The 16278-nt window shown below is 44.7% G+C and carries 8 protein-coding genes; 1 reads left to right on the top strand and 7 read right to left on the bottom strand.

Features of this window, described 5'->3' with window-relative positions; all coding sequences use genetic code 11:
• Window positions 1-206 precede the first annotated feature (206 nt).
• Window positions 207-986, bottom strand: a complete 780-nt coding sequence (locus P0M11_RS02705; protein WP_158064489.1) for a hypothetical protein — start codon at window positions 984-986, stop codon at window positions 207-209.
• 3 nt (window positions 987-989) lie between these two features.
• Window positions 990-2087, bottom strand: a complete 1098-nt coding sequence (locus P0M11_RS02700; RefSeq protein ID WP_275624338.1) for a Nif3-like dinuclear metal center hexameric protein — start codon at window positions 2085-2087, stop codon at window positions 990-992.
• Window positions 2088-2135: 48 nt separating this feature from the next.
• On the opposite strand from P0M11_RS02700, the gene P0M11_RS02695 reads away from it, so the two are divergent.
• Entirely contained in the window at window positions 2136-3008 is an 873-nt protein-coding gene (locus P0M11_RS02695) for an ion transporter (protein WP_275624337.1), read from the top strand.
• Between the two features lie 162 nt (window positions 3009-3170).
• On the opposite strand, the gene P0M11_RS02690 is transcribed toward P0M11_RS02695, so the two are convergent.
• From P0M11_RS02690 to P0M11_RS02670, 5 genes are all read right to left on the bottom strand, one after another.
• The gene (locus P0M11_RS02690; RefSeq protein WP_275624336.1) at window positions 3171-3473 is read right to left on the bottom strand and encodes a T9SS type A sorting domain-containing protein; all 303 of its coding nucleotides are present in this window, start codon (window positions 3471-3473) and stop codon (window positions 3171-3173) included.
• Between the two features lie 199 nt (window positions 3474-3672).
• Complete coding sequence (locus tag P0M11_RS02685; protein ID WP_275624335.1) at window positions 3673-6387, bottom strand: GEVED domain-containing protein; 2715 nt, start codon at window positions 6385-6387, stop codon at window positions 3673-3675.
• A gap of 363 nt (window positions 6388-6750) precedes the next feature.
• The gene (locus P0M11_RS02680) at window positions 6751-9411 is read right to left on the bottom strand and encodes a T9SS type A sorting domain-containing protein (RefSeq protein ID WP_275624334.1); all 2661 of its coding nucleotides are present in this window, start codon (window positions 9409-9411) and stop codon (window positions 6751-6753) included.
• Between the two features lie 192 nt (window positions 9412-9603).
• Window positions 9604-13074 (bottom strand): fibronectin type III domain-containing protein, encoded by a 3471-nt coding sequence (locus P0M11_RS02675; protein ID WP_275624333.1) that lies wholly within the window; start codon window positions 13072-13074, stop codon window positions 9604-9606.
• A 201-nt stretch (window positions 13075-13275) separates the two neighbouring features.
• The gene (locus P0M11_RS02670) at window positions 13276-16152 is read right to left on the bottom strand and encodes a fibronectin type III domain-containing protein (RefSeq protein ID WP_275624332.1); all 2877 of its coding nucleotides are present in this window, start codon (window positions 16150-16152) and stop codon (window positions 13276-13278) included.
• Window positions 16153-16278 lie beyond the last annotated feature (126 nt).

The following is a 16278-nucleotide window of genomic DNA, read 5'->3' as shown; positions in this document are numbered from 1 at the left end:
TGCTTGGTAGAGCAATAAGAGCACAGGTCCTTATAATACAAATGTTTACAGTCGCAGAGCCCCGGCGATGCTTTTCGCTAAATTATGAAGGCGAAACGGGAAATGATGACATTGCTAATGCAGGCAAATCACCCTCCTAAAAAGCTATCGAACAAAAAAATCCGACTCAGTACTGAATCGGATTTTATATATTTCGTAAAGTAACCTTAAAACTTGATGATCTCCTTCATCTTTTCGTTTTCTTCATTTACCATTTCATCGTCAATCAGGATTTTCCCGGAATGCTCGTCTATGATAATTTTCTTACGCTGTGCAATCTCCATCTGCTTCTGTGGCGGAACGGTGAAGAACGATCCCTTTGGAGCACCTCTTTCCAGACCAACTACCGCAAGACCGGTGGTCGAATTGGAACGGATCCTGTTATATGAAGCCAGCAGACGCTCATCAATCTTCTTGGAAAACTCGGCAGATTTTTCAACCAGGAAATCCTCCTCTTTCTGGGTTTCGGCTACTAGGTTCTCAAGCTCTTCCTTCTTGAATTTCAGGTGGTTCTTCAACTGCTCAATTTTAGCATTCAGCTCATCCAGAGTTTCATTTTTGTGGGAGATCTTGGCCTCAAACTCATTTATTCTTTTTTCCGCCAGCTGGATTTCAAGTTCCTGAAATTCGATCTCCTTATCCAGAGATTCAAATTCCTTGTTGTTGCGTACGTTGTCCTGCTGCGATTTGTATTTTTCTATCAGGGAATTGGCATGGTTAATCACTTCCCTTTTGGTATTGATCTCGTCGTTCTGCTCCTTAATCTCAGCCTGAAATTTCTCTGCCCTTTTTTCCAAGCCTTCAATCTCAATTTCCAGATCCTCCACTTCAATAGGAAGTTCGCCTCTGGTATTGCGAATATCGTCTAATCTGGAATCAATAATCTGCAGGTCATACAGCGCCCTTAATTTTTCTTCAACAGAAATTTCTACGTTTTTCTTAGCCATATATTATAAAAAGTAATTAACAGGATTGGTATTCCCGGTTGATTTTGAGACTGCAAATTTAGGAAATTTTTCCGACAAAATCTCAAATAATTGTTGAGTTACAAACTGTTCCGATTCATAATGGCCGATATCACAGATCATCATTTTATCCTCGGCCTTAAAGAAATCGTGGTACTTCACATCGCCGGTTAGGTAAGCGTCACACCCCGCGGCTATCGCAGCATCAATTCCTGAAGCACCACTGCCACCCAGCACTCCTACCCTTCTGATGGCTTGTGGAAGCTGAGCGCTGTGACGGATTACTTCCAGGCTGAATTTTTCTTTCACCAGTTTCAGGAAATCGGCCGGAGCCAAAGGTTCAGGAAGATCGCCGTAGCGCCCCAGTCCGGAATAGGGATTCTCATTATCCAGCCGGATAATATTATAGGCCACCTCTTCATAAGGATGCGCCTCTTTCATCGCCCTCAGGATCCGGTTCTGTTTATAAGCTTCAAAAACAACTGAAACTTTTTCCTCGTCTGCCTTACTGCGCTCGCCCTGCTTCCCTGAGTAAGGGTCCGAACCTGCTAGAGGCCGGAAGGTACCTGTACCGCCATGACTGAAACTGCACTGGTCATAGAAACCGATACCGCCGGCACCCGCTGAAAAAAGGGCCTCGCGAAGAGCCTCTGCATCGTCTGCCGGAACCATGACTTCCAGCGTTTTGAGGTTTTCTCTTTTGGGCAGCAGTATCTTTTGATCCGAAAGTCCGAGTCGTTTGCAAATCCCGAAGTTCACCCCGTAATAATCATTGTCAAATGCAGTATGAATGGCATAGATGGCAATTTTACTTTCGACAGCCTTCAGAACTGCCCGCTCAACATAGTTTTTACCGGTCAGAGATTTCAGTCCTGAAAAAATAATGGGGTGAAAGGTCACAATCAGGTTGGCAGAGCAAGCAACAGCTTCATCCACCACCTTTTCCAGCGCGTCATGACATACCAGAATGCCGGTAATTTCACGTTCCGGGTTACCGCAGAGCAGGCCCACATTATCAAAGTCTTCTGCCTGCTTCATTGAAAATGTATTTTCAATTTCAAAAACCACCTCCTTTAAGTTCATTTCATTAAGTTTGTAACGAAAATAAGGAATAATTCCAAACAGAACCCTATGGAGCCGCATCACGCCATTGAAAAGGAGCACGATTTCATTCCGGAAAGAAAAAAGTGGAAGCGGCAGCTGTTCAGGATTATCTACCGCGCAGACACCCCTTTGGGTAAGATGTTTGATATTTGCCTGCTCATCCTGATTTTCCTGAGCACCTTCATCGTTATGTTGGAGAGTGTGCCTTCCTTTGACCTTCAGTTTCATACACTCTTCATTGTTCTGGAGTGGACCATCTCGCTTTTCTTCACCGCAGAGTACATTTTAAGGATCATCACCATCCGCAACAAACGTAAATACATCTTCAGTTTCTTCGGAATCATAGACCTGCTGGCCATTCTGCCTTTTTTCCTGAGTCTTTTACTGCCCGTAACCAAGTTTTTCCTGATTATCCGAATGCTGCGCATCCTGCGTATTTTCAGGATTCTGAACCTGCTCGATTTTATGAATGACGGCTATCTCATTGTACGTGCTTTAAAGAACAGCTCACGTAAAATCTACATCTTCCTGCTCTTCCTGATGATATTTTCCGTAATTGTAGGTTCCATGATGTATATGGTGGAAGGTCATAAAGAAGGTTTTGAAAGTATTCCGCAGAGCATTTACTGGGCGGTAGTAACTGTGACCACCGTAGGTTACGGCGATGTTTCGCCCACTACTCCACTTGGAAAACTGTTTGCCATACTTCTTATGTTGGCCGGTTATTCCATCATTGCTGTTCCTACGGGCATTGTGACCGCTGAAATGCGCAACAAGAGGCAGAATTTTGAAAAAGTGTGCAGCAGATGCATGAATGATGATATAGATGATGATGCCAACTACTGCAAGCGCTGCGGCGAAAAAACTAGCATTCCTGAAAGATATCTGGGCAACCAATAAAACCAAATACTGCCCTGCGCACTTTAGGACTATTTACCAATTATGCTTTTTAGCGTCGTTCGCCCAATGAAATACACTATTAAAAGCAAATCCGTTTGTACCTGTATGAAACAGGAAACAGCCCCGTTAACGAGGCTGATGTTTGTATATTTCATCTGAATTTTACTTCTTAATCACTTTTCGGGAATACTGGGTACCATCCTGTAGGGTAAGTACCGCCACATAATTCCCGGGTATCAGTCTTCGAACATCAACTGCGTTGATTTTTCTGCCACTCTCGGACAGTACCAGGCTACCAGTCATTGAGTAGAATTCCACCTTAATAACATCAGGTTTTGTACTGATAGTGGCAAGATCTGCCATCGGATTCGGACTTATCGCTATTGAAACGGGTGCAGCTGCTACATCGGTTACACTCATGCTGCAGTTGGGACTTGTATCCAGTGTGGCAACGACTTCCTGCAAAGCAGATTCACACTTTGAAGAAAGTTGCCAGTTATAAAAATAATAATAAAGGTCATTTCGAGTAGTGTTAGCAGGTGCTGCGGTTAGGGCACCTGTATTTATTGCTAAATGCCAGCAATACACAAGGGAAAGCAAAAATAATTATCGTCTCATCCATAAAAAAAAGCGGCCAGATTTGGCCGCTTACATTTATGAATTTCTACTTTTTAATTGCTTTCACTGACTTTGAAGAACCGTCTTTAAAGTCAAGCTTCAAAATATACAGTCCCGATTTCAGCTCAGACAAATTAACTTGTCTTCCCGGATTACTGATTGATTTTACCAATCTACCGGACATATCAATAACAGAAACAGATTTCAGGTCCTTGGCATCGGCAATGTTAACAACATCGGTAAATGGATTTGGATAAACCCTCACTTCACTGCTCTGAGCTGCGATTTCTGAAGTTGAAAGTGCACCGGTCGTTACCGCAAAATTATCAACATGGAAATCATAGTCTTCAGCATCATCCACTGTACCGTCGGTACCAAAAATAGCGAACTTCACCTGCGCGGTAGCCTGCGCTGCCGGAACGGTATAAGTAAAGGTATTGGAGGTGTTGCTGATATTGTCCACAAAAGTGAAATCCTCAATAATAGTCCATGTAGCACCGTTATCAGTGGATATAAGTACATTCACCACATCATCGGAACCCATCGCAATCGGATCTGAACCGTAATATTCTGTAACGCCATAATTGAAGGTCATCGTATGCGTACCTGCACCAGACAAATCAAAAGTTGGGCTGATAAGCCATCCGGCACGGTCAAAATAATAAAGATTCAGTGCTGCACCACCTGTGCCTCCGTTACCCAACAGGAAGGCTTCAGATCTCCAGTTATAGCTTACAGTTGCACCAGGTGCAGGTCCCGAAGCCGGGGAACCACCGGCCGCAATTAACCAGCAGTTACCGGGTACTGTATTAAAGTTATTGGTATAGTTAGGCTGGATAGCAGCGCAAGCTGTAGTGAAAGTTCTCACTGTACAGGACTGCGAAAGTACAGTACCGTTAGTTGCATTCACCGTATAATAATAGGTGGTGCTGTTTGCAAGTGCTGTAGGTAGTGTATAGGAAGTTACATTGCCAACATTAACGGCATTCAGGACATCGGTCCCGCCGGAAGTGGTTCCCATGGTGATAATATAGGAGGTTGCACCCGGCATTGCATTCCACGTGATTGTTGGCGTGATAGAGACTCCGCTAAGGGCGTTAGCCGGTGCAGTGACCACAGGACAGAAAGACACGGTGGTAAATGAAGGTCCCGCCGCCCAAAGACTCTGAGCACTGGACGAACATTTTGATCTCACCCAAACATAATACGTGGTTGACGGCAATAAACCGGTTAACTGGTATGCAGGTGTCGTAAGACCAGTGGCTGTTGGCACTGTAGCTGCTGTAGGAGCAGTGTTGGTTGCACTGTAATAAAAGTCATACCCGTTTGCCGGCACCGGAGAGGTTGCATTCCATACGAAATCAGCGGTGAAACTGGTAACGTTAGATACAGCTACACCCGTAGGTTGTACACAGGTTGGCGTTTCCATCACACGTACCTCGTCCAGGAGAAGGTCATCATAAAAATAACCGTTTCCTGCAGCATCTTTATCCACGGTGAATCTAATACGGATGGTAGCTCCCGAATATGCCGTTCCAAGTGGAATTCCCTCAAGTCTCCAGTTACTTGAATTGGTATCAGCTGTAAATATCTGGTTCCAGGTGGTTCCGTCGCTGGTTACGTGTACCGTAAGCTTGTTATTATCATAAGGTGGCAGTGTTCCTGTAGCTGACGTAAGGTGATTCTTATACCATTCAAACTGTATATAAGGATTGGTAAGTCCTGTCAAATTGATTTGAGGAGAGATGAGCTGAACCTGATGTTCTCCCAGGTACGGTGAACTTGCATCCACCCAGGCAAATGTACCTGCTGTCCTACCGTTATTCACCGGGCTTGCACCATACTCAGGGTTCCCTGCAAACTTCCAGAAAGCATTGGTACTGGTGGAAGTGGTAGTCGGATTGATATTTGTCCAGCAGTTAGGCAATGTACCCGAACTGAATGCTTCGTAAAACGGAGCTGCAAATGCGACACATGACGTTACTGCAGAACCTGCCGCCACCCATATACTCTTGTCTGCTGCTGAACAGTTGGAGCGGATCCACACATAATAGGTTGTGGCTGGGGAAAGAGACGGAATCAGGCCGGGTGATGACGGCACATTTAATATTGGTGAGGTAGTCGCTGTAGGAGCAACATTCGTTGTATTGTAATAAATGTCATATCCCAGAGCCGGAGCAGTTGGAGGAGCCGTGAACGATACCTGCAGTGAAGATGAGGATATTACGGTTGTGCTTGCCGCCGTTGGAATTGTACAGCTAGGCGGTGGTGTTACAGCCAGTGTATAGTCATGTGCTTCACCATAACCATCTGTGTTACATGGTATCGGTGCAGTATTCCAACGGTCGGCTACGCGCATTCTGTAAGTACCCACCGGGGTTCCCGCAGGAACTGTAATTGTGGAAGCCGTCTGTAATCCGGACCCACTTGATCCTGAACCTATAAGTTCAGAAGCAGGATCAAAGGTCCCGTCATTGTTAAAATCTGCCCAGATACTTACATACTGACCGCTGTAACCATGATCCACCGTAAAATTGTAAGGTAGTGAGGCCTGCAGAGTGACGGTCTGGGTAGCACTGAAATCTCCATAAGCGGCATTGGAACAACCCGTGTTAAGATGACTGAATCCAGCGGAGGGGATGGAGAAACTGTTAATTTGATCTCCGTCCGCACATCCACTTGCAAATGCGGGCACACAGTAGGTTTGCGCCGATGCTCCGAGCCCGAGGGACAAAAAGCATGATAGTAGTACTTTCTTCATAATTTATGATTTATAAGGTTAGGGCTAATTTATAAAATTTTAATATATTATAGATAAAAAAAAGCACATTAAATCAAAAGGTAATTAAACAGTCAGCATAATTGTTGCGAAATAGATTTACACAGGACAAAATCAAATTTGTTGAAGATGGACACCGTTTATCTAATCTTCAAAAAAAATCAGGAGGTAAATTAGAACTGCTGTCAACGTTCTCGCAGCATTCTCACATCACCATCATTAACCCCTATTATAATATAAGGCTTTCAGTGCAGTCATGTTAATGTGATTGCCTGAAGGATAGAGGTATAAAAAAACTGTCCCACCGGTTGGTGAGACAGCCTTTTCTATTGATTAGATAACTGTTTACTTTTTAATGGCTTTCACAGTTTTGGAAGTTCCATTTTTATAATCCAGTTTCAGGATATAAAGTCCGGCTTTCAGTTCACTCAGATTGATCTGTCTTCCAGGATTGGCTATTGTTTTCACCATTCTTCCGGACATATCAACTACAGTTAATGATTTCAGATCCTTCGCATCCGATATATTAACGATATCAGTAAACGGATTCGGATACACAGAAGCTTTATCTGTTTCAGCTACCACATTTGAAGTACCCAACGTACCTGAGGTAGAAATTGTATAAGTACCAAACTGTGTTGCGGAGTATCCGGTTAGCAGGACATAATAAGTAGTTCCCGCTGTAGCATTAAACGTCACAGTCGGAGCATTGTTAATACCAGGACAACCAGCGTCAGCATACCCCACACCTGATGTATTAGCCACACAGGTTAAAGTGCTGCAATCACCGGTATAAACTCTCATATAAGCATCAAACTGTGTCCCGCATGCACTGATGGTAATAGGACCGGATACCTGTGAAGTAACCGTATACCAAACACCGTTATAACTAGCTGTTGATCCAGTACTTCCGCAAGTAGAGGTAGGCAGCGTGTCGGCCGTTGCCAGCGCATTAGTACCTGTCACACTTCCGTTTGGAGCAATCGCAATAGCGGTGCTGCAGGAATCATTTGCCGGCACTTCAGGCGTCGTTACACAAATAGTAAAATTAGAAGTGGTAGCTGCTGTACTTGTTGAAGAAAAAACTCTGACATAATAGGTTTGTCCTACGGTCAATGTAGTAAGCAGGACATTGGAATTTCCGTAATTCCCGGCAAAGCAGGCTACGGCTGTCAAGCTTCCGCATGAACCGGAATAAACCTGCGTAGTGGTAGCGTTATCGGAGTAAATTACATTTACCAAATGTGTTGTGGATGTAGCAGTGAATGAATACCAAACATCATCATTTATACCCGTAGCTGAACATGTAGGTGTTGTACCTGTACTTGCACTGGCACTGGCGGTACTACCAGACACCGGATTTGCACACACACCTGTTGAACTCGGTGTAAGTACAACCGCTGCGGAGCAGTCATCATTGGCCGGCACCGGTGGCTGTGTCCCTACACAGATATCAAACGAGGCCCTTGTGGTTGCAGATGTAGAATTGGTCCACACCCGAACATAATAGGTAGTACCAGCTGTGAGTCCCGTAGCATTTAACGTATTTGGATCACTGCAGACTACCTGTACAAGGGAACCACAGGCACCACTATAAATAGCCATTGCCATATCGGTGCTGCCTGAAACGTTGGATAATGTAATTCTGTGCCCCGTACCGGTGGCTGTAAATTTAAACCAAACATCATCATTGGTCCCTGTAGCAACACATGACGGTGCAGTTTCAGTAGAAGCAGTTGCGTTGACTGTTGTACCCGAAGCAAACGATGCACATAAATAATCGGGATTTACCGTAAGGGTAACTGCACCAGCACAGTCATCGTTTGCCGGTGGAGGTGGCGGACTGGTTACACAGATATCAAAAGAGGCTGCTGCTGTTTGTGTGCCTGAATATGTATATACCCTGATATAATAGGTATTTCCAACAGTGAGGCCCGTCACAGTACCCGTGTTAGGATCCGAACAGAGTAAACTGGTTGTTGAACCGCAGGCTCCGCTCAGTACCTGAAAATACATATCAGTTGTGGAAGGATTACCCACCGAGACAACGTTTGAAAGGGTAACAATGTGGGTAGTGCCCGTAGCTACAAACGAATACCAAACATCATCATTAGGTGTACCGCCGCAAGCGCCTGCCGGCATTGATTCCGTGGCTCCCAGTGTAGTACCGCTTACGGGCGTTGCACATGTTGCACCGGTATTAGCGGTAAGCATAACCGCATTCGCACAATCATCATTGGCAGGTGCCGCAGGTGCTGCAGGACTTGTAAATGACCAGATTACAGCATCGCAACCCAACGCATCGGCACCTCCATTAGTAGGCACAATATACCAGTAGTACTGCGTATTATATTGAGTAAGACTGGCTGTATAGGTTGTGGCCGGTGCGGTAACTGTTGAAACCAAAGTTGTGGGCGGATTGGTGGTCCCCAGGTATACCTTGTATCCGGTTGGCGGTACACCTGAGGCAGGAGCGGTCCAGCTTAACGTAGGGGTTAGCGTTGTGACAGTACTTCCATTGGCCGGCCCCGTAAGCGTTCCGCAGTTTGGCGGCGGTGGCCCCTGAGTGATATCAAGTGTGAAACTACCGCAGTCTGGAGTGGGCCAGGTATCAACGATGATATAGTACGTACCGTTTGTTGGAATGTTAATTACACCGGAACCGGAACTTGCAGAACTTGTGGTCACATTTCCTACGCTGTTAGCTGGTGTAGGTGCACATGCCGAGTGAACAGAAGCAATTTTCCATGTTGCGGAACCCCCCAAAGCCAAATTCAAAGTTGTAGGAGCATTCGTGATATTAATGGAATATACAAAATCCTCGCCTGCACCATAGTTAGCGTTGGCGTAGCTTCCCGCAGGAAAATCGTTCACTTTTCCACATGTGGTTTGAGCACCACTTGAAAAAGGAATTGCGGTAATCGGAATTGCCGTAGCACAGTCGTTCTGTGCTTTAGCGAATGTGCCCACTATTGACAGAAGACACATCAGTAAAATTTTCTTCATAATAAATTGTTTTTAAAATTAGCGTAAATGTACATCATTTTTACCAACATAAAACATTTTAATGCAATTTGTGTATTTCATTACGTAAAACAATGTATTAAAACCTTTTTATTAAAAAGTAAACAATTGTTCAAATTACAGTGCACAAAAAAGGCAGCCGTAAAGCTGCCCTCCAAAAAATTATTTAAGTTACTACTTTTTAACAGCTTTCACTGTTTTTGCAGTTCCGTCTTTATAATCCAGTTTCAGGATATACAGACCGGATTTCAGCTCAGACAGGTTAATCTGCCTGCCCGGGTTGGCGATGGTCTTCACCAGTCTTCCGGACATATCGATAACTGATACTGATTTCAGGTCTTTCACGTCAGAAATATTCACCAGATCCGTAAACGGATTAGGATAAACTTTTATATCATCAGCCTGGCTAATCACTTCAGTTGTGGCAAGATTTGGGTTCTGTATAACAGCTACCTCATCCAGCAGAAGGTCATCATAGAAATATCCATTTCCGGCAACATCTTTATCCACAGTAAAACGGACCTGAATTGTACTACCTACAAAAGATGATGGAATTGCGATTCCAACTGTCCGCCATACACTGGAGTTCGTGTCATCAGCAAATACTTCCGTCCAGGTTGTTCCATCGGAAGAAATATGTACAAGAAGCTTGTTATTATCATACGCCGGTACAGTAGTGCCTGTAGCAGATGTAAGATGGTTCTTATACCATTCAAACTGAAGATATGGTGCCGTTAGTCCAGCAAGGTTAATTTGAGGAGTTATAAGCTGTACTGTATGCTCACCTGTATAAGGTGTACTGGCATCTACCCATGCGAATGTTCCTGCAGGTTTCACACTGTTTACGATGGAAGCACCATATTCAGGAGCTCCCGAAAATTTCCAGAACGCGCTGGTACTCGTTGAGGTCGTTGTAGGGTTTACATTGGACCAACAGTTAGGAACGGCACTGGAACTGAAAGATTCAGTAAAAGGTGCAGTAAACGGTGCACACAAGGTTGTGAATGAGATTCCACCCGACCATACACTAAAATCCGAACCAGAACATTTGGACCTTATCCAAATGTAATATACAGTACTTGGAGCCAGACCGCTAACCGTTGCGCTAGTTGTAGTACTAGCTACCGAATTGGATGCATCCAGAATGGTAGCTGCTGTTGGAGCGGTATTCACAGTGCTGTAATAGACTTCGTAACCGTTTGCTGGCGGAGTTACAGAAGCAGTCCACGAAACCTGTGCGGTATTAGAAGTTTCATTAGATACCGTGAAGTTGCTTGGCGCAATGCATCCTGTTGGAGCGACTACGACAAGAGTAAAATCTACATAACTACCATTTGCAGGTGTACCACAGGCACCGATTGTAGATGCTGTAGCGGCGGCCACACGTACTCTGTAAGTACCTAAGGGAGTTGTAGAGGGAATAGTTAAAGCACCGACAGCTGTAGCAACTGAACCAGTTCCCAACACTTTTTCTCCGGCATCTTCAAAATCCAGGTCATTATTCCAGTCTACCCAAATATAATAATAGGTACTTGATGTTGTAGAGGCATCAATCGAATAATTGATAGTTCCGGAAGGATATGTAGAGAAGGTATTTGCAGACTGATCTACATACGGGGTGTATGATGATGCAGAGTAATTTAGGTTGGTCATCCCACCTGTTGTAGTTATTGTTTCTACATAACGTGTTGTGGTGGTACCTGTTGCAGGAATACAGTATCCGGTATAACCACTCACCACCGTATTAGTCCAAGTACTTACATCGGATCCCGCACAATTGGACCTCACCCAGAAATAATAGGTTGTATTGGCATTCAGTGCTGGCACTGTGGCAGATAGCCCACTCACTGTTAATGAGTTGTTAACATCAAGTACAGTTGAAGCTGTAGGTGCCACATTGCTGGTGCTGTAATAAACTGTATAATTTTGCGGGCTGGTAACAACTGGAGCGACCCAAGCCAGCGAGACAGAATTTGCTGTGAAGCCGGTAACAGCCAGATTATCAGGCCTGTCACATGCAGGAGTCACCTCCACAAAGATGTCGTCAATACGAATTGAGGTACCAGAGCCGGTCTGCCCGGGATGCCTGAAAGCCAGATACTGGTTGGTACCGGCTGGAATATATACCGCATACTCATCCCAAGCACTACTTGTTGGTCCCAAATTGATAGGAGAACCAATCGCCGTAAATGTGCTTGGATCATTTGGATCCGAAAGTGTTCCCACTTCCATAAAATAATTGGCACCACCTGCACTGGCCATAAAGCGAACCCTGTTAAGGCCGTTCATAAGATTGGAAGTAGGCGGCGAAACCAACATACCACCTCCTGTGGTATTTGTAGAGTAGATGTAATAGCTGTTTGGAGCACTGAAGTTTGCAGTGGAGTAAACGTAGCCATATCCTGGCCATCCGGCAGGTTCCAGGTATTTCCAGCAGTTTGGTGCATTGTTATTGGTAGTTGTACCTACCGGTGTAGAATCAAAATTTTCAGAATATGGAACTGTAAAAGAATTACACAACGTACTGAAACTACCTGCAGAAACCCATGCAGTAGTGTCGGAACTGCTGCATCTGGATCTAATCCAAACAAAATACTGAGTGGCAGTAGCAAGACCCGTAATTGCAGCTGACGGTGCTCCAGCAGGTACAATTACAGAATTTGATGCGTCAAGAACTGTTGATGATGTAGGTGCCGTATTTGTTGTGCTGTAATAAACCTCATAACCCGCTGCCGGAGCAACACCAGGTGCGGTCCAGCTTAAGCCTGTGGAGTTCACAGTAGTTGCATTGTATGTAAACGGTGCCAGCGGCAGGAAGCATGTAGGAGGTAACCAGTTGTAGGTTAAACCGTCTGACGGCATTCCGGGAGGATCGTTAAGTGTATTAAAAGCCTGTGTACTGCTGTTTGCTGTTCCATCCGTAGAATTTACAAATTTTATGCTTGTAGAATTTGTACGGTTAATATAGTCCGCGTTGGAAGCGCCCCTCAAGCCAATCTGTAAGGTTCCGCTGATTGATGATGTTCCGCCAACGATGTACCCACCGTTTGAATACACAAAACTGATCTCATTACTAGATTCTTTAAGCCTTACCTGAAATGACAATGTGTAAACACTGGTAGTAGAAGTACTTTGTGTAGGACGGAAGTTCTTCCATTGAAAAACCATTTCCCTGTTTGGTGCAGTACCCACAGTTTGCCAACGCATTTCACCTGTTTGTCCTGCAATATCAAAGACAGAACTAATATTTCGGCTAAAAGGAGAAGCGGCACCGTCGTATGCTATGGTACCTGAAACAGGAGTCGCGGTTGAGGCATCCGGCGGCGTGGCGCCAAAGGTTATAAAGCCATTTGCAGACATATTAATGTTTGTAACCGGACTTCCGTTATACATGAATGTGAAAGACGGAACCACGGCAAAGACTCCCGTGTCCAAACTTGTGGCAGCAGTATTGCCTGTAGCAGTAGCCAGCACAGTGCCACCTGTAATTTCGGTGTATGTACTGGTAGTTTGCGAAAACGTGTACGTGCTTACCTGTGCCGTGAGCCCGTTTCCGAGAATTGCACACAAAAGCAAGAAAGCCCAGGTGTGTAAAGCCAGTAGCCGCTTAGGAACCCTGACTTTCATCGTGTAATTTTTTTTCATTAATTATAATTTAATATTCGGGCACTAAGTTATACATTCTATTATTATTTTATGATAATAATTGTTATAATGTTATGAGATAGCAGAACACAGTACCGAAACGATAATCATCTTTAAATGAGATGTAGTACGTAAAGAATTATTTGACATACAAAAAGCGACCTCCACCGGAGGCCGCTTAAAATCAAGTGTTATAAGAGATTACTTTTTAATTGCTTTGAGTGACTTGGAAGTCCCGTCTTTGTAATTCAGTTTAAGGATATACATTGCGGCTTTCAATTCAGAAAGATTAATCTGTCGTCCAGGATTGGCAATAGTCTTCACCATTCTGCCTGACATATCAAGCACTGTGACAGTTTTCAAATCCTTCACGTCGGAGATGTTTACAATATCCATAAATGGATTAGGATAGATCACCGGTTCGTTAGTGTTTCCTGCCTCAGAGGTTCCCATTGTACAGTTAGGGTCTACAGTAACGGTTACCACCGATCTGGCACTTTCGCAACCAGTGGAATAATTCCAGTTGTAGATATAATACCAATAGTTAGGACCGGAGGTGAAGTTGTTTCCGGTAACATTGATAGCCGGCGATGTAAAAGGATAATTTGCACCTGAGGTATTTCGCTGAAGATTGATGCCGACACCCTGCCCGATTCTGTAGCCGGTGCCCACAGGTAGCAGGTAATTAAGCGTTACAGTTTGTGGTGTCACCCCATCATTCACCGCAACTGTATACGGAACTGAAACCAATGTTGTACCACTGCTGTCCCTGATCTCTATAGAAGAGGCGGTACCGATGGCTACAGTAGACGCCGGATAAACATCGACAGAATTTAAAGTTACAGGTGTAAGTACATCAAAAATCTGGTAATAGGTACCAATTGCATAATTAGAGGCACTAATGGTCCCAAGTGATGATGGACTTGCCGGACCCACATTTCCTGTAGTTCCTGATCCTGAAGACACATAGAAATCTGTGGTTACATTCAGTGGTCCTGTAGTATATGCAGTTCCCGTTGCTAAAGGAGTGGTATCTGTAGCATTTGCATACCAGTTAATCTGTGCACCGGCATCTGCTGTCGCAGTAATCGTAGCAGTTCCGCCTACACATACAGGCACCGGATTTACTGTTGTTGCAGATATAACCGGTGGCTGACAAAGAGTAACCATTGTTACCGCGGTGGGTGTCCAGACACTTTTGTCCGAAGCCGAGCACACAGACCTCACCCACACATAGTATACTGTTGATGAATTAAGTCCGGACAGGGTTGCAGTTGTTCCCACCACAGAGAGTGAGTTGCTACCGTCCAGTACGGTACCGGCTACAGGAGGCGTAGGATCTGTACTGTAATAAATTTCATATCCGGTAGCCGGCGTGGAGGGAGCCGCCCAGCTAATGGTACCACCCGTACCGGTTACGCTTCCTGCAGTTACAGAAAGTGCAGTAGGTTCAAAGCAGGTGGGAGCATCTTCAACGGTGATATCATCCATATAGATGCCACGGTAAGTACCGCCCAGGCCATGTCTGAATACCAAATACTGATGTGTGCCGGCAGGAATCATTACCGTATATTCCTGATGGGAATTCGTTAAGGGAATTGTAGTCAAAAGTGAAAGACTGCCCAGATTGGTTGGGCTGTCCAGGGTTCCTACTTCAAGGATAGAGGCGCTGCCGCTTCCTCTGGCTGAAAATCTCACCCACTTTGTTCCGTCAGCCAGGTTTAATGTCTGGGGTGAAATCAACAGAATATTACCGGTAGTGTCTGAGCTATTATACATATAAAAGCTGTGCGGAGCCGAAACAGAGTTACTTGTGGACACATAACCGTAAGCAGCAGACCCGGATTCTTCGTAATAGGTCCAGCATACCGGAGCAGTATTATTTGTACTGCTACCAACCGGAGTAGTATCAAAGTTTTGGGTATATGGTGCACTCACGGGCACACATTCAGTACTCAATGTAATTCCTGACGACCAGTTTGCGAAATCCGATGAAGAACATTTACCCCTTATCCAGATATAATACTGAGTTCCGGAGCTTAGCCCGGAAAGCGTAGCTGAAAGGGCCGAACCTGACACAGATAAAGAGTTTGTTCCGTCCAGTACTGTTGAGGAATCCGGTGCAATGCCGGTAGTGTTGTAATAAATATCGTAACCTAAAGCAGGAACCTGAGCAGGCGCCGTCCAGTTTACCACTGCTGTACCCAAGGTTACAGATCCGGGTGTAAATGAAACCGGCGAAAAGCAAGTGGGTGGTGTCCAGGTATAGGTAAGGCCGTCCGTGGGCATTCCGGGGGGAACATTTAAAGTGCTGAAAGACTGATCCAGACCGTTTGAGGTACCTGCTTCAGAATTGATGAATAAAGTTCCGGTTGGATTATAACGGTTATTAAAATCGGAGTTTGTAGCACCCCGCAGTCCGATCTGATTGACGGATGATGAATATGAGGTGGAACCTATTAAATATGATCCGCTGGTATACACAGTGGAAATAATATTCGTAGTCTCATGTAGCCTTATCTGGAAAGAGAACGCATACACACTGGTCAATGATGTGGTATTGGTCGGTCTGAAATCTGTCCATTGAATCACCACCTCCCTGTTTGGAGCAGTGCCTACTGTTTCCCAACGAATGTTTCCGGTGCGTCCTGCAATATCATAGAAAGAGGTTAAATCACGTGCAAAGGCCGCAATGGCGCCCTCGTAAGCGATAGAAGATGAGATAGGTGCAGATAAAGTTGCACTTGGCGCAGTAGCGCCAAAGGTCACAAAGCCGTTCGAGGAGACATTTAACTCCGTGTAGGTTTGCTGGTTAAAATTAAAAGCGAAAGGAAGAGTTACAGAATAAACCTGACTGTTAAGATTGGTTGCTGATGTATTTCCTGTTGCTGTTCCTAATACTGTTCCTCCAGTAATCGGAGTAAAAGTTCCCATACTTTGGGAGAAAATATAGGCACTAACCTGTGCCTGCAATTTAGTTCCCATACCTGCCGTAAGCAGTAAAACACTCAAACCAGCCAGCATACTGCGTATGCTAACCCTCAAAAGACTTGTTTTTTCTCTGTAATTCTTACTCATAAGCTTTAATTAATTGGTTGACCATAAATATAGTATTTTCAAATAAAAGCGGTCAAAAAGGCCTCAACAAGCCACCATTAGGACCTTTAACTGGTGATTCAGCAAAATTTCTGGAGGTGCATTTTA

This window comes from Kaistella sp. PBT33-4, assembly GCF_029194425.1.
Lineage (GTDB): Bacteria > Bacteroidota > Bacteroidia > Flavobacteriales > Weeksellaceae > Marnyiella.
Note: the sequence above shows the minus strand (reverse complement) of the source record. Positions and strands in the feature narration are given on the sequence as shown.

Coding starts and splice junctions, on each gene's coding strand:
- P0M11_RS02675 (WP_275624333.1), bottom strand. CDS start 13,074: ATGAAAAAAAATTACACGATGAAAGTCAGGGTTCCTAAGCGGCTACTG.
- P0M11_RS02680 (WP_275624334.1), bottom strand. CDS start 9,411: ATGAAGAAAATTTTACTGATGTGTCTTCTGTCAATAGTGGGCACATTC.
- P0M11_RS02685 (WP_275624335.1), bottom strand. CDS start 6,387: ATGAAGAAAGTACTACTATCATGCTTTTTGTCCCTCGGGCTCGGAGCA.
- P0M11_RS02700 (WP_275624338.1), bottom strand. CDS start 2,087: ATGAACTTAAAGGAGGTGGTTTTTGAAATTGAAAATACATTTTCAATG.
- P0M11_RS02705 (WP_158064489.1), bottom strand. CDS start 986: ATGGCTAAGAAAAACGTAGAAATTTCTGTTGAAGAAAAATTAAGGGCG.
- P0M11_RS02670 (WP_275624332.1), bottom strand. CDS start 16,152: ATGAGTAAGAATTACAGAGAAAAAACAAGTCTTTTGAGGGTTAGCATA.
- P0M11_RS02695 (WP_275624337.1), top strand. CDS start 2,136: ATGGAGCCGCATCACGCCATTGAAAAGGAGCACGATTTCATTCCGGAA.